13 protein-coding genes and 1 pseudogene are annotated in these 18,688 nt (G+C 55.9%); 11 read left to right on the top strand and 3 right to left on the bottom strand.

The genetic code is table 11. The features are described 5' to 3' along the window. From VEZ52_RS01875 to VEZ52_RS01885, 3 genes are all read left to right on the top strand, one after another. Positions 1-790 (top strand): D-galactarate dehydratase (locus VEZ52_RS01875; protein ID WP_324835291.1); only part of this gene is annotated, 790 nt, incomplete at its 5' end. 148 nt (positions 791-938) lie between these two features. Further along, entirely contained in the window at positions 939-2,279 is a 1,341-nt protein-coding gene (gene dctA / locus VEZ52_RS01880) for a C4-dicarboxylate transporter DctA (RefSeq protein ID WP_298997779.1), read from the top strand. 99 nt (positions 2,280-2,378) lie between these two features. Beyond that, positions 2,379-3,050 carry a dimethylmenaquinone methyltransferase gene (locus VEZ52_RS01885; protein ID WP_324835292.1) on the top strand — a complete coding sequence of 224 codons (672 nt, stop codon included), beginning with the start codon at positions 2,379-2,381 and terminating at the stop codon, positions 3,048-3,050. Positions 3,051-3,203: 153 nt separating this feature from the next. Here the strand turns inward: VEZ52_RS01885 and VEZ52_RS01890 are convergent, their stop codons facing one another. The 3 genes from VEZ52_RS01890 to VEZ52_RS01900 all read right to left on the bottom strand — a co-directional run bounded on the left by VEZ52_RS01890 (position 3,204) and on the right by VEZ52_RS01900 (position 6,755). Next, on the bottom strand, positions 3,204-4,700 hold the full coding sequence (locus tag VEZ52_RS01890) for a sigma-54 dependent transcriptional regulator (RefSeq protein WP_324835293.1): 1,497 nt from the start codon (positions 4,698-4,700) through the stop codon (positions 3,204-3,206). 239 nt (positions 4,701-4,939) lie between these two features. Next, positions 4,940-5,164 (bottom strand): hypothetical protein, encoded by a 225-nt coding sequence (locus VEZ52_RS01895; protein ID WP_324835294.1) that lies wholly within the window; start codon positions 5,162-5,164, stop codon positions 4,940-4,942. A gap of 97 nt (positions 5,165-5,261) precedes the next feature. After that, entirely contained in the window at positions 5,262-6,755 is a 1,494-nt protein-coding gene (locus VEZ52_RS01900) for a M23 family metallopeptidase (RefSeq protein WP_324835295.1), read from the bottom strand. Positions 6,756-7,126: 371 nt separating this feature from the next. On the opposite strand from VEZ52_RS01900, the gene VEZ52_RS01905 reads away from it, so the two are divergent. From VEZ52_RS01905 to VEZ52_RS01940, 8 genes and pseudogenes are all read left to right on the top strand, one after another. Continuing rightward, positions 7,127-8,464 carry a DnaA ATPase domain-containing protein gene (locus tag VEZ52_RS01905; protein WP_324835296.1) on the top strand — a complete coding sequence of 446 codons (1,338 nt, stop codon included), beginning with the start codon at positions 7,127-7,129 and terminating at the stop codon, positions 8,462-8,464. A 150-nt stretch (positions 8,465-8,614) separates the two neighbouring features. Further along, the gene (dnaN, locus tag VEZ52_RS01910) at positions 8,615-9,769 is read left to right on the top strand and encodes a DNA polymerase III subunit beta (RefSeq protein ID WP_324835297.1); all 1,155 of its coding nucleotides are present in this window, start codon (positions 8,615-8,617) and stop codon (positions 9,767-9,769) included. Next, the gene (gyrB, locus tag VEZ52_RS01915; RefSeq protein WP_324835298.1) at positions 9,769-12,174 is read left to right on the top strand and encodes a DNA topoisomerase (ATP-hydrolyzing) subunit B; all 2,406 of its coding nucleotides are present in this window, start codon (positions 9,769-9,771) and stop codon (positions 12,172-12,174) included. Before dnaN ends, gyrB begins: the two co-directional genes overlap by 1 nt. 212 nt (positions 12,175-12,386) lie before the next feature. After that, complete coding sequence (gyrA, locus tag VEZ52_RS01920; protein ID WP_324835299.1) at positions 12,387-14,933, top strand: DNA gyrase subunit A; 2,547 nt, start codon at positions 12,387-12,389, stop codon at positions 14,931-14,933. Between the two features lie 9 nt (positions 14,934-14,942). Beyond that, a complete protein-coding gene (locus VEZ52_RS01925; RefSeq protein ID WP_324835300.1) occupies positions 14,943-15,755 on the top strand; it encodes a hypothetical protein in 813 nt (270 codons plus the stop codon). A gap of 5 nt (positions 15,756-15,760) precedes the next feature. Beyond that, positions 15,761-17,164: an amidophosphoribosyltransferase gene (gene purF / locus VEZ52_RS01930; RefSeq protein ID WP_291444267.1), complete on the top strand. Its 1,404-nt coding sequence runs from the start codon at positions 15,761-15,763 to the stop codon at positions 17,162-17,164. Between the two features lie 57 nt (positions 17,165-17,221). Then, positions 17,222-18,478, top strand: a complete 1,257-nt coding sequence (gene hisS, locus VEZ52_RS01935; RefSeq protein WP_324835301.1) for a histidine--tRNA ligase — start codon at positions 17,222-17,224, stop codon at positions 18,476-18,478. Beyond that, positions 18,471-18,688 (top strand): annotated as a pseudogene (locus VEZ52_RS01940) (aspartate--tRNA ligase); the annotation flags it as partial. The gene hisS and the pseudogene VEZ52_RS01940, both read left to right, overlap by 8 nt.

Below are 18,688 nucleotides of genomic sequence, written 5' to 3' on the forward strand. Positions count from 1 at the left end.
CAAGGAATTCATGCACTTCGCCACCGAACTGCAGCGCACCGAATGCAAAGTGAACGAACTGTGGGTCTCCACCAAGTGCGGCGAATCCGACACCACCTCCGGTATTGCCGCCAACCCCACTGTTGGCAACGCTTTTGACAAACTGTGGGAAAAGGGCGCCACCACCCTGTTTGGTGAAACCACCGAAATCACCGGCGGCGAGCACCTGGTTATGGAACGCTGCGCCAACGCTGAAGTTCGCGCCCAGTTCAAGGCCTTCTTTGACCGCTACGCCAAGGTTGTGGACGACCACAAGACGGACGACCTGAGCGACTCCCAGCCCACCAAGGGCAACATTGAAGGCGGCCTGACCACCATCGAAGAAAAAGCCTTGGGCAATGTGCAGAAGATTGGCCGCAAAGCGCCTGTCATCGGCTGCCTCGACAAGGCTGAAATGCCCACTGGCCCCGGCCTGTGGTTCATGGATTCCTCTTCCGCCGCTGCCGAAATGGTCACCCTTTGCGCTGCCTCCGGCTTTGTGGCGCACTTCTTCCCCACGGGCCAGGGCAACATCATCGGCAACCCCATCCTGCCCGTGATCAAGCTTTCGGCAAATCCCCGCACCGTGCGCACCATGAGCGAGCACATCGATGTGGACGTTTCAGGCATCCTGCGCCGCGAAATGGACCTCGATGCCGCTGGCGACAAGCTGCTCGAAATGTTGTTCCGCACCTGCAACGGCCGTAACACCGCCGCTGAAGTGCTGGGCCACAGAGAATTCATCATGACCCGTTTGTACGAAAGCGCCTAAGCTACGCTTTAAAAGAGGCCGACCGTTGCACCGTCAGGGCAGGCCGGCCTCTTTTAAAGCCGTATTAGCCCAAATTTTCACAAATCTGGTGTTTGGCTGTGTTTTTCTTGGCACCCATTTTCCCCCCTTGCCTGATACTGAGGTGGATATGTCGAAAAAAGTATTTTCTTCTCTATATTTCAAAGTTCTTGTAGGCATCGCTCTGGGTATTGCGTTCGGCTTTGTCTCTCCAGATATTGCCGTTAAACTCAAACCCCTTGGCGATGCGTTCATCAATCTTATCAAAATGATCATTACGCCAGTGATTTTCTGCACTGTCGTCGTGGGCATTGCACGCATGGACAGCCTCAAGGCTGTAGGCCGTGTGGGCGGTAAAACACTGCTGTATTTTGAAATAGTTACCACTCTTGCTCTTTTTATCGGTCTGGTTGTTGTACATTTTGTGCAGCCCGGCGCCGGGATTCATGCCGACCCTGCCACCATGGATGCTTCTTCTCTGGGCAAGTTTGCCCACGCCAAGGCGCAGACCACCATGGAATTTGTTATGGGCATCATCCCCCACAGCGTTATCGGCGCGTTTGCAGAGGGCAATCTGCTTCAGGTGCTGTTGTTCTCCGTGCTGTTCGGCATGAGCCTCTCCCATATGTCAGGCAAGCCTAAAGAAGCCATCCTTGGCACACTTGAACGCTTCAGCACTGCATTGTTGGGCGTGGTCAACCTGATCATGAAGCTGGCCCCGGTGGGCGCTTTTGGCGCAATCACTTTTACCATCGGCAAGTACGGCGTTGGCGCGCTGGCTTCGCTGGGCAAGCTTGTGCTCTGCCTCTACGTGACGAGCGCGCTCTTTGTTATCGTGGTGCTGGGCCTTATCTGCAAATTTTCGGGCATCAACATATGGCAGCTCATCTGCTATATGAAGGATGAAATTTTCATCACCCTCGGCACTGCCAGCACAGAAGCCGTGCTGCCCCGCAGCATGGAAAAAATGGAAGCCCTGGGCATCAAAAAATCCGTGGTTGGTCTGGTGTTCCCCACTGGCTACTCCTTCAATCTTGACGGTGCGGCCATCTACCTGACCATGGCGGCATCCTTCATTGCCCAGGCCATGGATATTCACCTCGACATCAGCCATCAGATAACCCTCATGCTGGTGCTGTTGCTCACATCCAAGGGCGGAGCGGGTGTTGCCGGTGCAGCCCTTATTGCCCTGGCTGCCACGCTTTCGGCCACCAACATCATTCCCGTGGTGGGCATGACCCTGGTTATTGGTATTGACCGTGTACTCAACGAAATGCGCGCCGTGGTCAACCTCATCGGTAATTGCGTCGCCACAGTGGCCATTGGCCGCTGGGAAAAGTCCATTGACCTTGACCGGGCCAACAAGGTGCTTCGGGGTGAAATAGACGTCGACCATGTGCTCAACGATGCTGATGCACGTAATGAAATTGCCGCTTCAATGGTCGCAACAGAAGCCGAACCCTGCAAATAGACCCTCTCCATACCCAAGCGAACTGCCTGCCCTTCCGATGCGTCTTTGGAAGGGCAGGCGGCCGTTCATACACAGCGCCCTGCGCCATGGAACATGTTTATGCGTTACGCCATCAACTGTCAGATTGACCGCCTTTCACCTGAAATTGTGCGCCAGTACGCCGATCTGGCCGTTGCGGACATCTGCGACGCCCTGGGCCGCAACGCAGCCCTGCCGTCAGCGCTCAAGCCCTTTAACAACAGCCGCATTCTGGGTACCGCCTATACCGTCAATCTGCCCGCAAGCGAAAATCTGCTGCTGTACTATGCTGTAGACAACGCCCGCCCCGGTGACGTGCTGGTGGTCTCCTGCGCGGGCTATACGGAAAGAGCCGTGGCTGGCGAAATTGTGGCGGCACTTGGCAAGGCGCGCGGTCTGGCAGGCTTTGTCATTGATGGAGCCGTGCGCGATGCCGAAGCCCTGCGGCAGACGGATTTTCCCGTCTATGCGCGGGCGGTGTCGCCCAACGGGCCATACAAGGACGCCTGCGGCGAAATCAACGTACCCGTCAGCATGGGCAACGTTGTTATTCAGCCCGGCGATCTGATCGTGGCGGATGCGGACGGCATTGTGTCCATCCGGCGGCAAGAGGCAGCTTCTGTGGCGGAACAGGCCCGCAAAATTACAGAAGCTGGTCTAAAAAAGCTGCAATCCATTGAAAAACACGGTTCAATGGACATGGCATGGCTTTATGACAAACTCGCCAAAAGCTGCTGCGACATCCGCAGCTAGTATCTTTCACGGTGGGTGACGGGGGAGGGGTAGTCTTGCAAAAGGCCTCCGCGCACCCACCTTTGGATTGAGGCGCCAGCCAGCGCACGCAACGCAAAACGCCCGCATCAGCGGGCGTTTTTATATCTGTCTGAAAAAATTATCAGGACAAAATCAGTCGATGGGGTGCCCGGCAGCGCGGTATTCGTTCAGCTTGTTGCGCAGCGTGCGCACTGAAATACCCAACAGATCGGCTGCCTGCGTACGGTTGCCGGAGGTTGCCTCCAGCCCCTTGAGAATCATGATGCGCTCCATCTCATGCAGAGGAATCACAGCGCCCTGCATGCGGTTGTCTCCTGCCGATACGCCCGATGCCGGGGCGTACTCGTCTGAGCGGGGCGCATCAACATCCTGAACAGCAGCAGAAGCTGCCAGCGCGTTGGCATGGGCTTCTTCCACCAGAGCTGCCGATTGGGGAGCTTCTTCTTCAAACAGCGGCCAGTCTTCATTCTCAAGCAGAAAATGGCAAGGTTCAACAGGCCTGCCATTAGCCAGCAGCACAGCGCGTTCCATCAGGTTTTGCAGTTCGCGCACATTGCCGGGAAAATCATACTGCTGCAACCAGGCAATGGCGCTTTCAGAAAGGGGGGCGGCAGGCAACTGGTATTCACGCGTGTACATGCCTATAAAAAATCTGGCCAGTTCCAGCACGTCATCCCCGCGCTCGCGCAGCGAAGGCAGCCGCAGAGGAATAACATTCAGCCGAAAATACAAGTCCTGACGGAACTTGCCCTCTTTTACCCAGCCTTCAAGATCGCGGTTGGTGGTGGCAAGCACGCGCACATCAACCTTGATGGTTTCGGTGCCGCCCACGCGGTCGATCTCGCCCTCCTGAAGCACACGGAGGAGCTTCGCCTGCAAGGCCATGTCCATTTCAGAAATTTCATCAAGCAGGAGAGTGCCGCCGTCGGCGAGCTCAAACTTGCCGGGCTTGCGGGCAATGGCCCCAGTGAACGCGCCTTTCTCGTGCCCAAAAAGCTCGCTCTCAAGCAGGTGTTCCGGCAGGGCGGCGCAGTTCACGGCCACAAAAGGCTGCTCCGCGCGCTTGCTCATGGCATGCAGATAGCGGGCAAACATTTCCTTACCAGTACCTGATTCACCGGTAATCAGCACTGTAGCGCGCGATCCGGCCACCTGGCGGGCCAGTTGCAGCACACGGGCAATGGCCGGGTGATCGCCCACAATACGAGGGCCGGAGCCGTCATGACGGGCCTTGTGCCCACCAAGAGTAGACACTGCCGGAACGGGGGCAGTCTTGCGCTTCTGGCCTGCCACAGCAGCCACACGCTCCACGTCCAGCGGTTCAAGCCAGTAGTCGCGCGCGCCCAGTCCCATGAGCCTCTCGGCCTCTTCAGGACTGCCTTTGTCCGTGATAACTATGACAGGGGGAAAATTAGGGTCTTCCGCGCCAACCGCAAGCAGATCTTCCACACGAAAACCCGGCAATGAAGGGCGTGAGAAAATCACGTCCGGCCCGGATTTTTTTATAAAAACGGAAGCGCCCTTGAGATTTTCTGCAATGCCGAGCTCATAGCCCGCATTTCGCAACGCAGGAAAGACGGCAGTTACTGCCTGAGCGGGGGTAAGAAAAAGAAGACGGCGCGATGACATGAGAATTTGTGTATCGTTTCGCGCTTCACAATGCAACCGCCAAGGCCAAAAACAGGCCATGTTCAGCCACTTGCAGCAATAATAAGGGGAAAACAGTGTACCTTTCAGCCATATCTGGCTGTTGCTTGGGCAAGAGCCTGCCTTGGAATGTCAGCATAACAAATGGGCAGTATGTTATATTTTTTATATAACACACTTAAATAATTAATATTATATTAAGATGTCCAGGACAAACCAAATCAGGCCCAACCGCTGGCAATAACGCCAATCCCCACCATGTTGGAGGCGGCAAGCCGCCACTGACTCTGCATGAAGGATTTGGCGCTTTCTTCCGCGAGCAGGGCTTCCGCTGCTGCTGTGGAATCATTGATAATAGAGGGGTAGTAGGTAATGGCGTCCGTGTTGCCGGGCGAACCCGGCAGCACGGTAACAGAAAGCCCGGATGCTGGGTCATAGTATGTCATAAAGCCCCCCTGGGCGGAAAACCCGCCATAATGCCGCGCACCCTTTCAACGAGATATGGCGGGCCTGTCGGAAAAAACTTTACGAGCTGAAAATAAACTAGTTTCTATGCTTCTTTTTGCGCTTTTCGACCTTTTGTTCCGGCTCGGATGATTTTTCGGGCTGCGGCAGATCCACCTTGTCGAGCACAATGCTGTCCACAGTATACTCGGGAAAAGTTTTTTCTCCCTTGAGCGCTGCCAGTTCCACAGCCATAACTTGTTCAAAGGCGCTCATGGCGCTCTTGCTGACCGGTTCGCCTCTGGGGTTAATGGCCTTGGCGGGGTTCACGAATTTGCCGTTCTGCCGCAGCCTGAAATCAAGATGCGGCCCCGTGGCAAGGCCCGTCATGCCCACAAAACCAATAACCTGCCCCTGACGCACCTTCTGCCCGCTTTGCAGGCCTCGGGCATAGCCGGATAGATGGGCGTACAAAGACTCCAACCCGCCGCCATGACGCACAATAACCTGGTTGCCGTAGCCGCCAGCCCAGCCCCGCTGCGTAACCACACCTTCACCCACAGCCTTGACAGGCGTACCCGTGGGAGCGGCATAGTCCACACCTTCATGTGGTCTGCTATACCCCAATATGGGATGGAGCCGGTTTTTTGTAAAGCGCGAGGTCACGCGCGTGAATGCCAGGGGAGCCTGCAGCAGTGATTTGCGGACGTTTTCGCCCTTGCTGTTATAATAGCTGGCGGCCTTGTTTCCTTCGCGGAACAGGTAGGCCTCAAAGGTTTTGCCCTTGTTGGTGAAATGGGCGGCCAGAATACGGCCATACCCCTTGTATTCGCCCTCACGGTAACGCTTTTCAACCAGCACCGAAAAAAAATCGCCTTCCTGCAGATCACGGATAAAGTTGATTTCCGAACCAAAAAGTTCTGCCAGTTTAAGGGCCATTTGCGGGCTTTCTCCGGCATCGGCCACTGCCTGAAAAAGATTGTCGTCAATGGTGGCGCTCATGGTGGTGAGCAGGGTGACATATTCAATGGCCTCCACCCGGGCCACGGGCTGTTCCACGCCCTCCACCACCAGACGGCGGCGGCTGTCTATTTCGTATTCAAAACGTTTTACCTTGCCCGTGGCGGCATCGGTTACAACCACGTAGGGCTGACCATCGCGAAAAGCCCGCATGGAAAACACCCGGCGCGCGGCGCTTATATAATCCTGCACGGCCTGGCTGTCTGCCCCGGCAAGAATCTTGATGACCGTATCACCTTTCTCAACCGTGCCTTTGACCACTTCCTCGCCAGGGCCGGCAGATTCTTCATCTGGATTTGCAGCGTCCGGCGCGGCGGATTGCGTCAGATCTGCTCCGGTTTTTCCGTCACCTTCAGCAATGCTCTGCGAAGCAGCTTCTGCCCCCTGGGCTTGGGAGGCATTGGCAGGATCCCCCCCGCCGTCAGCAGACGCCGCCTGATCAGTAGAAGACTCTCCGCCCGCAACGGGAATGTCAGCTTGCAACTGATCAAACGGGAGCCAGCCCTTTTCCCAGGCAAACAAACCTGCAAAAAGCAGAAACAGGGCCGCGACCAGTATCCAGCGAATCTTCATGTGCAAAAACATTGCAAACGTATACCTGCCGTGGTGTTCATTGTCCAGCCGCCTTGACCGCCACTGAGGTTTTACACAGATTTTAACAGGTAATGCAGTATATTATAAAAACTGTATTCATGCCGTTAACCCGTATCATCCATTCTCCATATTTTTCCACACAGGACAGAGAGCGGGGAGGTCCCTGAATATGGCGGCACTTGTTTCATATTCAGCTTTATGGTATGCATGCTCTTTGTTCCTTTATGGCGAGAACCGCGCCAAATCCGGCAAACAAGACCTGTGGGCCTTGCCTGAAATGCCGGCACGTCCTGGCGCAATGCCTCGGAGGGAACAGCTATCCACAGGCCTATGGACAGGCCACATACGCTATGCTGAAAAACGAGTTGCGGGACATACTGGCACAGCAAAAGGCCAACGACAGGGGAAACTGGCTGGAATCCCTTACCCTGCGTCATGAAGGCGATACACTAACCGTCGGCTTTCCCCACTTTTATTTTGCCGCGTGGTTCAACCAGCAAAAGCGCGATCTTTTTGAACAGGCGCTTTCCTCCCGCTTTGCCGACAAAAAGCTTCCGCAAATAGTATACGAACAACCCGCTCTGGGGCAGGCGCAGACATACTCGCTCCCGCATGTGGAGCAAAAAACTGCCGAGCAGAACACACAAAATTTTATGGTGCGCACGGATACCCCCGCAGCGCCCAGAATTGAAAATGATGCCTTCACAGCATTTATTGCCAATGCAAAAAATGCCTTTCCCCTGGCTGCCGCCAAGGAGATAGCAGAAAGACGCGCTGATGTGGCCTACAATCCCTTCCTGCTCTGTGGGCACAGCGGCACAGGCAAAAGCCATATTTTGCGATCCATGGCAGCCACTCTGGCAGAAGGGCCTACAGCCAGCCGCGTAATTATTGCTGCGGCTGCGCGTTTTTGCGCAGACAATCCGGCATGGGTGCGCAGGCCGGAAATTTTCTGGCAACAGTGCGATGTTCTGCTGCTTGACGATATTCAGGATATTGTCGGCCAGTCGGCCTGGCAACGCAAACTGGTATCCTGCATGGATGCTTGCCCGCGTAGCGCCGGGCAAGACGGCAAGCCTGGACAGATGGTCTTTGCCTGCACAGGTCAACCGCAGGCTCTCAAGGCTCTGGACGAACGTTTACGCTCACGCCTTGAAAGCGGGCTTGTGGTAGAACTCATGGAACCTGACCTTGATGTGCGTATGCGCTACTTGCAGGCCATGAGCAAAGAGCGGCACATGAACCTCACCCGGGAACAGTTGCTGTTCATTGCCCAACGCTGTTCGCAGTTTCGTCTGCTGCAGGGGCTGCTGCTCAAGGTGGCGGCCTTTTGTTCCGTTACAGGTTGCGAATTGTCGCAGGCAGACCTTGAAAACATTGTGCGCACGGGTGTGGCCGACAAAACACCGGGCTGTCTGGAAATTCTTGGAGTTGTGGCCCGGGCCATGAATCTGCGTCCTGAAGATGTCCTTGGCGGCAAACGCCGACCAGACCTCGTGCTGGCGCGGCAGGTTTCCATGTATATATGCAGGCGCAAGCTGGGTCTTTCCTACCCGGAACTTGGGCGGGCATTTGGCGGGAAGGACCATAGTACTGTCATATATGCCATTAAAAAGATTAAGAAAATTCTAGTTAGTGACAAAGCGCTCCAACAACTAGTGACAGAACTGGAGCTCAAGGCACAATAGATGCCCGACAACCGGGCGAAAATACGGGAAAATGTTCCCGGCGTTTCCTTGGACGTTGTTGGAGTGTTCACTTGATTTTTCAATAATAAAAGCAAGTTAGCTGTCTTAAGAACATAGACACAGACGACTATAATAGTAAGGAAAAAACATATGAAACTTACTGTAAACAAAGAGCAGATCATTGAAGGCCTGCTGAAGGCAGCTGCCATCATTCCTGCCAAGGCGGGGGCGCAGTATCTGCGCTCCATCTGGCTCAAGGCTGAAGAAGGCAGCCTTTCAGTCATGTCCACGGACGCCAATATTGAATTCACCGGGCGTTATCCTGCTGAAGTTGCAGCACCTGGCCTTATAGGCGTTCAGGGCAGGGCCTTTGTGGATCTTGTGCGTCAGTTGCCCACGGGTGTTCTGCACCTCACCCTTGATGAAGCTTCTGGCAATCTGCTTTTGGAACAGGGACGCCGCACCTACAAGCTGCCTGTGAGCGGAGCGGAGTGGTTTCAGAATTTTTCTGCCTTTCCTGCTGAAAATGCCGTCACCTGGTCTGGCGACTTTTTGCAGGACATTCTGGACAAGGTGGGCTTTTGCATCAGCGATGACGACGCAATGGACGCCATTGCCTGCCTGTGCATGAAACCTCGCGGCAACGGACGCATTGATGTGTGCGGTCTTAATGGCCACCAGTTTGCCCTTGTTTCCTTTACCCATGACGAGCTGGCCGAACGGCTGCCAGAAGCGGGCATGCTGATCCAGAAGAAATATCTTGCGGACATCAAAAAATGGCTTGGCGTGGATGAGATTGAACTGAACATCACCGACAAACGCCTGTATCTGCGCAGCCTGGATGGCGCTGAAACGCTCAGTCTGCCCCGCGCCGCCCACGAATACCCCGATTACAACATCTTCATGAGCAAGCTTGCCAGCGAAGACATGCACCCCATGACTCTTGCCCGCAAGGAAGCTATTGAAGCGCTTGGCCGTATTCTCATTTTTAATACCGAGAGCGACCGCTGCACCTACATGGATCTTTCTGCCGGGGAGGCTCTGCTTTCCGCCCAGGGGCAGGATGTGGGCTCGGCCAATGAAAGCCTTGAAGTTGCTTATAATGGCGATATAAAACGCATTGCCTTCCCCACGCGCAATCTGCTTGACGTGCTGGGACACTTTGTTTCTGCAAAGATCGACATGATGCTTACCGGCTCTGAAGGCCCCTGCGGTATCCGCGGCGCCGATGATGTCGACTATACCGTTATCATCATGCCCATGAAGGTTTCTGAAACGACCTACTATAGCGAGGAAGACGTTTAATGGCTCCTGAAACCGGCAACGGCGGGTACAACGCCTCTTCCATTACCATTCTGGAAGGCCTGTCGGCTGTGCGCAAGCGCCCGGCCATGTACATAGGCTCTACAGACGCGCGCGGCCTGCACCATCTGGTGTACGAGGTAGTGGACAACTCCATTGACGAAGCCATGGCCGGCTTCTGTTCGCGGGTCACTGTTATTCTGCACGCCGACAACAGCGTGACTGTTCGCGATGACGGGCGTGGTATTCCTGTGGATATCCATCCCAAGGAAGGCGTGCCCGCCGTGCAGGTTGTCATGACCAAGCTGCACGCTGGCGGCAAGTTCGACAACTCGAGCTACAAGGTTTCGGGTGGTCTGCACGGCGTGGGTGTTTCCTGCGTCAACGCCCTTTCGGAAGAGCTTACAGTCACTGTGCGCCGTAATGGCAAACGCTACCGTCAGCACTACGCCCGTGGCGTACCGCAGGACGAGCTGGTGGTTATCAGCGAGGGCTTCGTTGAAGGGCACGGCACCACCGTTCGCTTCAAACCTGACGAAGAGATTTTTGAAGTTCTCGAGTTTTCATATGAAACATTGAAGAAGCGCTTTGAGGAACTGGCCTATCTTAACAAGGGCCTGACCATCGAGTGCATCGACGAGCGCATCGGCGAGACCCATGTGTTCCACGCCGAGGGCGGCATCCGCCAGTTTGTGGGCGACCTCAACTCCGGCGAGCAGGGCATTCACCCCATCATCTTTGGGGAAGGCATTGTTGATAATGTTACCGTGGATTTTGCCTTGCAGTACAATGCGGGCTACAAGGAAAACATTTTCACCTTTGCCAACAATATCCGCACCAAGGAAGGCGGCACCCACCTTGTGGGTTTCCGCACTGCTCTCACGCGCGCCATTAACGGCTACATCAAGGGCCAGGCTGACCTGGTCAAAAAGATGAAGAACACCTCGCTGTCAGGTGATGACGTGCGCGAGGGCCTTACCGCCGTTATCAGCGTCAAACTGCCCCAGCCGCAGTTTGAAGGGCAGACCAAGACCAAGCTTGGCAACAGCGAAATTGCCGGCCTGGTTGCTGGTGTGGTTTATGACCGCCTTAATGTGTATTTTGAGGAGAATCCCAAGGATATCCGCCTCATTATCGACAAAGCCGTGGACGCCTCACGGGCGCGAGACGCAGCCCGCCGCGCCAAGGAACTTGTCCGCCGCAAGGGCGCGCTTTCAGACAACTCGCTGCCCGGCAAACTGGCCGACTGCCAGAGCAAGGATCCCGTTGAATCCGAACTGTTCATCGTGGAAGGTGATTCGGCAGGCGGTTCTGCAAAGCAGGGGCGTAATCCCAAAAATCAGGCCATCTTGCCCTTGCGCGGCAAAATCCTGAATACGGAACGCACCCGTTTTGACAAGATGCTTGCCAACAAGGAAGTAAAGGCGCTCATCACCGCCATGGGCGCTGGCATCGGCGAGGAAGACACCGACCTCGACAAGCTGCGCTACCATAAAATCATCATCATGACAGACGCCGACGTGGACGGAGCGCACATCCGCACCCTGCTGCTGACCTTTTTCTTCAGGCAGTATCAGGAAATGGTGGAGCGCGGCTTTGTCTACATCGCACAGCCGCCTTTGTACCGTGTGCACAATTCGCGCATGGAAAAGTTCATCAAGGACGACCCCGCGCTCAACGAATTTCTGCTCACCCGCGTGAGCGAAGACGTGACCGTGGTGGCCTCCAACGGCAAGGAATTTCGCGGCAAGGAACTCATCAGTCTCATGGAGCACATCGAAAAGGCCGAAGGCCGCGTGAACGATGCCGAAATGTCCGGCACCCCGCGCGATCTTTTCATGGCGCTTGTGACCCATGAAAAGCAGATTGACGCCAAGAGCCTTGAAAATCAGGACAGCGAGCTCACTGAATGGCTTAACGGTCACGGTTACATGCTCACCCTTGAGCGGGAAAAAAGCGAAGACGAAGAAGAACGCCTGTTTGCTGTGTTTGAAAATACTGGCGGGCACCACACCCGCAGGGGCATGGAGTTCTTTTCTTCGCGCCTTTACAAACAGGGCTGGCAGCTCTTTGACGAACTGCGCCAGCTATGCGGCTCTTTTGCCTTTACCCTGCGCAAGAAGGACGGCGAAGTGGCAGTGGAAGACCTGTTCACGCTCATGCGCATGGTGCTTGATGAAGCCCGTAAGGGCATCAACATCCAGCGTTACAAGGGCCTTGGTGAAATGAACCCCGACCAGCTCTGGGTGACCACCATGAACCCCGAAAACCGCGTGCTCCTGCAGGTTTCGGTGGAAGACGCCAACGAAGCTTCTGACGCCTTTGTGGAACTTATGGGCGACCGTGTGGAACCGCGCCGCGAGTTTATCGAGCGCAACGCCCTGGCCGTACAGGATCTGGATATTTAAAAGGAATACCCTTGCGGAACTGCCCGTACAGGGGAGTTCCGCAAGGAGTCCTGTGAATACATCAATAGCGTGAAGCGAAAAGCCGGATTTTAACAAGGTTTTTCGCCGCATGACACGTAAAATGGGGATACAGCAGGGCTCAGGCCCTTTGTATCAGGAGGGCTTGCCCTTCCAGCCCCCAAATAACAGCAGCGAGGCCCGCAGTGGCAGATATGCAGCAGCCGCAGATCAGCATTGAAACAGAACTCCGCAAATCGTATCTGGAGTATTCCCTTTCGGTCATTATCGGGCGCGCCATCCCGGACGCGCGCGATGGCCTTAAGCCGGTGCACAGGCGTATTCTTTTTGCGCAGTACGAGCTTGCCAACAACTACAACCGTCCGCACAAAAAATCCGCGCGCATCGTCGGTGACGTCATCGGTAAATATCACCCGCACGGTGACTCTGCCGTGTATGACGCACTGGTGCGTATGGCGCAGGAATTTTCCATGCGCGATCCCCTGGTGGACGGGCAGGGCAACTTCGGCTCCATTGATGGTGATGCCGCTGCTGCCATGCGTTATACCGAAGTGCGCATGTCCAAGCTTGCCCAGGAGTTTTTGAACGACCTGGACAAGAACACCGTGGATTTTCGCCCCAACTACGACAACACCCTTCAGGAACCTACGGTCATGCCGAGCAAGGTTCCCAACCTGCTGCTCAACGGCAGCTCGGGTATTGCCGTGGGTATGGCCACCAATATTCCGCCCCACAACCTGGGTGAACTGTGCGATGCCCTGCAATTGCTGCTGGATAACCCGCAGTGCAGCATCGATGACCTCATGGATTATGTGAAAGGGCCGGACTTCCCCACCAGGGGCTTTGTCTACGCGGGCAAAGGCCTGTATGACGCCTATCACACCGGACGCGGCACGGTTAAGGTGCGCGGCCGCATTGAGATTGAAGACCGTAAAAAGGGCGCGCAGAGCATAGTTATCCGCGAGATTCCCTTTGGGCTCAACAAAAGCTCGCTGGTGGAAAAAATCGCGGCTCTGGTCAATGACCGCAAGATTGACGGCATCACCGACCTGCGCGATGAATCCGACCGCAAGGGCATACGCATTGTTATTGACCTCAAGCGCGGCACCATCCCCGACATAGTGGTCAACGCCCTGTACAAGTTCACGCCGCTGGAAACGAGCTTCGGCATCAACATGCTGGCCGTGGTGGACAACCGCCCGCAGTTGCTGAACCTCAAGACGGCGCTTTCCTGCTTTGTGGATCACAGGCGTGAGGTGGTCATCCGCCGCACGCGCTACGATCTGGAAAAAGCCGAAGCCCGCGCGCATATTCTGGAAGGTCTGCGCATCGCCATCGACAATATCGATGAAGTGGTGGCCCTTATCCGCGCTTCCGCCAATCCGGAAGAAGCCCGTAATGCCCTGATGGAGCGCTTTACGCTTTCAGAAGTGCAGGCCAAGGCCATTCTTGAAATGCGTTTGCAGCGCCTGACAGGTCTTCAGCGCGAAGAGCTGATGAACGAATACAAGGATCTGCTGCAGAAGATCGAATTTTACCGTTCCATTCTGGAAAATGCCGAAGTGCTGCGCAGCGAACTCAAGCGCGAGATTGCCGAAATTCGCGATAATTTCGCCACGCAACGTCGTACGGAAGTGCTGCGTGAAGCTCTGACCGACATTGATATTGAAGATCTCATCCCTGACGAAGAAGTGGTCATCACGCTGTCGCGCCGTGGCTACATGAAGCGTACCGGGCTTGAGAACTATCAGCAGCAGAAACGCGGCGGCAAGGGCATTGCGGCCCTGCACACTTCGGATGACGACTACGTGCAGGAATTTTTGTCCACCACCAATCACCAGTACCTCTGCCTCTTCACCAACAAGGGGCGCATGCACCAGCTCAAGGTGCATCAGGTGCCGGAGGGCAGCCGCACGGCCAAGGGCGTGCATATCAACAACCTGTTGCCGCTTGAAGAAAACGAGTGGGTTACGACAGTTCTTGCCCTGCGTGAATTTGCCGAAGACAAGTTCTTCATGTTCATCACCAAGAGGGGCATGATCAAGCGTTCTTCCGCCTCCTTGTACGCCAAGTGCCGCAAGACCGGCCTCATGGCCGTTGGCCTGCGTGAGGATGATGAACTTGTGGTGGTGCGCCCCATCCGCGACAACAATCACATTGTTCTGGCTACGGCAGACGGTTTCTCCATCCGCTTTGCCTGCAACGATGTGCGGCCCATGGGCCGCGTGGCCACGGGCGTCAAGGGCATTGCCCTGCGCAGGCAGGACTTTGTGGTGGCAGCTGTCATCGTCAAGGATATCGACCAGACCACCGAGATCATGTCCATTTCTGCCAACGGTTACGGCAAGCGAACCAGTGTTGATCTCTACCGTCTGCAATCGCGCGGCGGCAAGGGCATCATCAACTTCAAGGTGACTGCCAAGACCGGGCCTGTGATCGGCGCCATGCCCGTGCGCGACAACGACGGGCTTATCCTGCTGACCTCGTCCAACAAGATAGTGCGCATCGGCGTTGACGATGTGCGCAGCAAGGGCCGCGCCACCATGGGCGTCATGCTCGTGCGTCTTGATGAAGGCGGTCATGTGGTGGGCTTTGACCGTGTGGACGAAGGCGGGCAGACCGGCAGGGACGCCAGTGCCGATCTGGACGATGAAGATCTGACCGATGTCGCTTCCGCTCCTGCTGTTGCCGAGCCTGAAGGGCTTGCAGACGACAGCGCGAGCGATGACGGCGAAGAATAACCATAGCTGATGAAAATATTGCGGCGGGTTTGCGGCAAGGGTTTGACCCTGTGTCTGTGCCTGGTTTTTGCTGGCTTTTTATGCGCTTGCAAAGACCAGAGCATGGTGGGCGATGACCTTTCCGCAGCCCGCACCGCAGTTTCTTTGCGAGACTGGTCCCTTGCCGAAAGGCTGCTTGAGCGTTATCTGCGTGAGGCACGGGATGCTGATTCGCGTTGGGAAGCGTGGCAGCAGTTGCTGGTGGTGCTCAATGCCGCCGGGCAGGAACCTCGCGCCACCCTTGAATGCCTTGAGACCATGCTGGCGGAATTTGCAGACAATGACGCCAGAAGCGCCGTTATTTTGCGGCGCATGGGCGAGGTAAACGAGGGTTTGCGGCGTTATGGCCGTGCGGCGGACGCCTGGAATGCTTATATAGGCCTTGCAGGGTTGTCGGCGGAGCAGACTGTGGACGGCTACCGCAGGCTGGCGGCCATGCAGTTCAACCTGCGCCGGTTTGACGCAGGCGAGGACACCTTGCAGCAGTGTCTTGCTCTGCCCATGGCGGATCATGACAAAATAATGTGCATGTACGACCTTGCCGACCAGAACATGGCAAGGGAACGCTGGCAGGATGTGTCTGACCTTTGTCAGCAGATACTTGATAGCGATCCGGACAAGATTCTGCGTGGTCTGGCGGGCTATTTGCTGGCTGATGCCCTCGAACAGCTCGGTAAGGGAAAAGAAGCCCTGAAAAACTTCGAACTGGCCCGCGACGATTATCCCAATCCGTCGGTCATCGATAATCGCATTGCGCATCTGCGCAAAAAACTGAAGAAGTAAGGCCTATGATCAAGCACGAATGCGGCGTATTCGGCATTTATGACCACGAGGAAGCGGCTCGTCTGGCTTATTTCGGTTTGTATGCACAGCAGCATCGCGGCCAGGAAAGCGCGGGCATAGTTACCTTTGACACCGACGGCGTACACGAACACAAGGGCATGGGCCTTGTGCCCGATGTTTTTTCTGAGGCCCACCTCAAGGCTCTGACAGGCAGAACGGCCATAGGCCATGTGCGCTATTCCACCACCGGGCGTTCCTCCAGCAGCAATGCCCAGCCTTTTCTTGCCCATTTCAAGGGGCGGGATGTGGTGCTTGCGCACAACGGCAATCTGGTCAATGCCGCGCAGTTGCGCGAAGACCTCGAGAACGAAGGCGCCATATTTTCCACCAGCAACGACACGGAAGTGTTCATGCATCTGCTGGTGCGCGCGCTCAGGCACAACGACCTGCCCGGCGCAGTCAAGGAAACCTGCGCCCGTGTTCGCGGCGCGTACTGTCTGCTGGTTATGGTAGACGGAGTAATGGTGGCGGTGCGCGATCCCCACGGCTTCCACCCTCTGGCCTTTGGCCGCATGAACGGAAGCCCGGTGTTCGCCTCCGAAACATGCGCCTTTGATCTGCTTGAGGCCGATTTTGAACGCTCTGTGAAGCCGGGCGAGATGATTATTGTAGACGGCAACAGCGTGCGCAGCGATCATCTGATGGGGCCGCTGCCCGAAAAACCGCGCCAGTGTATTTTTGAGCTGGTCTATTTTGCCCGGCCTGATTCCTATATTTTTGACGAGCAGGTCTATTTGTGCCGCAAAAAAATGGGCTGGAATCTGGCTGACGAATCTGCGCCGGAAGTGGATTATGTGATGCCCTTTCCGGATTCGGGCATTTATCCAGCCCTTGGTTTTGCCCAGCGCTCCGGCCTGCCCTATGAGCATGCCATGATCCGCAACCACTATGTGGGGCGTACCTTTATCCAGCCTTCGCAGAGCATGCGCAGCTTTGGCGTACGGGTTAAGATCAACCCTGTGCGCGAAATGATTGACGGCAAGCGCATCTGCATCATTGACGACAGCATTGTGCGTGGCACCACCATGATGACACGCGTCAAAAAGCTGCGTGAACTGGGCGCAAAAGAGGTGCACATCCGCATTTCCAGCCCGCCGGTCAAGTTTCCCTGCTTTTACGGCATAGACTTTTCTTCGCGCGGTGAGCTTATTGCGGCGCAGCATAATCTGGCGGAAATCACCCGCAAGCTGGATGTGGATTCTTTGCATTATCTCAGCATCGCGGGCTTGCTGGGGTCGGTGAGCAAGCCGCAGCATTACTGCATGGCCTGTTTCACTGGAGAATATCCCGTGCCCTGCGACGACTGCGCCGGGAAATTCAGCCTTGAATCCCCTTGCGCCAGCAGGTAGACCATTTCTTTCGCGCCGTCTTGCACGTCAGGGCAGCCAGTTTTTTATGAGGAAGCCATGAGTATTGCACGTATCAAGGGTTTTGCGGATATGTTTCCGCCGGACAGCGACCAGTTCACGCGCATCGAAAATACCGCGCGCCAGGTTTTTAGACGCTACGGTTTTGTGGAACTGCGCACGCCGCTGCTGGAATTTACGGAGCTTTTTTGCCGTTCCATCGGTGAGGAAACCGATGTGGTGCAAAAGGAAATGTATACCTTTCCTGACCGTAAGGGCCGTTCGCTGACCCTGCGGCCTGAAGCAACGGCTGGCGTTATGCGCGCCTACATCGAGAGTGGGCTGACCAATCGCGAGCCAGTGAGCCGCCTGTTCACCACCGGGCCCATGTTCCGTTATGAACGCCCGCAGAAGGGCCGTATGCGTCAGTTTCACCAGATAAACTGCGAGTGCCTCGGCAGTCATAGCCCCATGGCTGATGCAGAACTGGTCAGCATGCTGCTGCGCTTTTTGTCAGACCTTGGACTTACTGACCTGACGCTCAAGATCAATTCTCTTGGCTGTTCGGAATGCCGCCCCAAATTCAAGGCTGCATTGCTCGAATATCTTGCCGGAGTCGATAAGGACGCCCTTTGCCCGGACTGCGCCCGCAGGGTGGAAACCAACCCCTTGCGCGTGCTAGACTGCAAGCAGCCCGGCTGCCGCGCCATTACGGACAATGCCCCCAAGCTGATTGATTACAATTGCCCAGAATGCCGCGCCCACTTTGATACGGTGCTGGAACTGCTGCAAGGTCAGGGACTTGCCTTTGAGCTTGATCACAGGCTTGTGCGCGGTCTTGACTACTATTGCCGCACTACTTTTGAGGTGGTAAGCGGCAGCATTGGCGCGCAGGCGGCGGTGGCAGGCGGCGGCAGGTATGACGGACTTGTGAAGAGCCTTGGCGGGCCTGATGTTCCGGGCGTTGGTTTTGCCTGCGGCATGGAGCGCCTTGCCCTCATGATGGGCGAGGGCAGTGCTCAGGCAGCCGATTTTTATCTGGTTGCCATGGACGCGCAGAGCCGCGCTCAGGGCTGGCAGCTTGCCCAGAAGCTGCGTGACGCCGGGCTGTCTGGCGAGATGAATTTCAGTGAAGGCGGCTTTAAAAGCCTCATGCGCCAGGCAGGAAAGTCCGGCGCCGGGCATTGTCTGATTATTGGCCCTGACGAAGCCGCTCAGGGTTCAGTGGTCGTTAAAAACCTTGAAAGCGGCGAGCAATGCTCTGTGCCGCAGTCAGGCGTACTCCAATTCTTGCAAACGGGAACCAACAATGACTGAACAGATGCAGACGCAGGACGCGCAGCAGGATGTGCAGCGCGAACACCAGAAATTTGTCACTGAGCTTGGTGACTGGCAGCGCAGCCATTCCTGCGGTCAGTTGACCATTACCAATGATGGTGAAGATGTTTGCCTGATGGGTTGGGTGCAGTACCGCCGCGACCACGGCGGCCTGATTTTTGTCGACCTGCGCGACCGTGACGGCCTCAC

It is taken from the genome of Desulfovibrio sp., assembly GCF_035644575.1.
Taxonomy (GTDB): Bacteria; Desulfobacterota; Desulfovibrionia; order Desulfovibrionales; family Desulfovibrionaceae; genus Desulfovibrio.

Coding starts and splice junctions, on each gene's coding strand:
- dctA (WP_298997779.1), top strand. CDS start 939: ATGTCGAAAAAAGTATTTTCTTCTCTATATTTCAAAGTTCTTGTAGGC.
- VEZ52_RS01885 (WP_324835292.1), top strand. CDS start 2,379: ATGCGTTACGCCATCAACTGTCAGATTGACCGCCTTTCACCTGAAATT.
- VEZ52_RS01890 (WP_324835293.1), bottom strand. CDS start 4,700: ATGTCATCGCGCCGTCTTCTTTTTCTTACCCCCGCTCAGGCAGTAACT.
- VEZ52_RS01895 (WP_324835294.1), bottom strand. CDS start 5,164: ATGACATACTATGACCCAGCATCCGGGCTTTCTGTTACCGTGCTGCCG.
- VEZ52_RS01900 (WP_324835295.1), bottom strand. CDS start 6,755: ATGAAGATTCGCTGGATACTGGTCGCGGCCCTGTTTCTGCTTTTTGCA.
- VEZ52_RS01905 (WP_324835296.1), top strand. CDS start 7,127: ATGCTGAAAAACGAGTTGCGGGACATACTGGCACAGCAAAAGGCCAAC.
- dnaN (WP_324835297.1), top strand. CDS start 8,615: ATGAAACTTACTGTAAACAAAGAGCAGATCATTGAAGGCCTGCTGAAG.
- gyrB (WP_324835298.1), top strand. CDS start 9,769: ATGGCTCCTGAAACCGGCAACGGCGGGTACAACGCCTCTTCCATTACC.
- gyrA (WP_324835299.1), top strand. CDS start 12,387: ATGCAGCAGCCGCAGATCAGCATTGAAACAGAACTCCGCAAATCGTAT.
- VEZ52_RS01925 (WP_324835300.1), top strand. CDS start 14,943: ATGAAAATATTGCGGCGGGTTTGCGGCAAGGGTTTGACCCTGTGTCTG.
- purF (WP_291444267.1), top strand. CDS start 15,761: ATGATCAAGCACGAATGCGGCGTATTCGGCATTTATGACCACGAGGAA.
- hisS (WP_324835301.1), top strand. CDS start 17,222: ATGAGTATTGCACGTATCAAGGGTTTTGCGGATATGTTTCCGCCGGAC.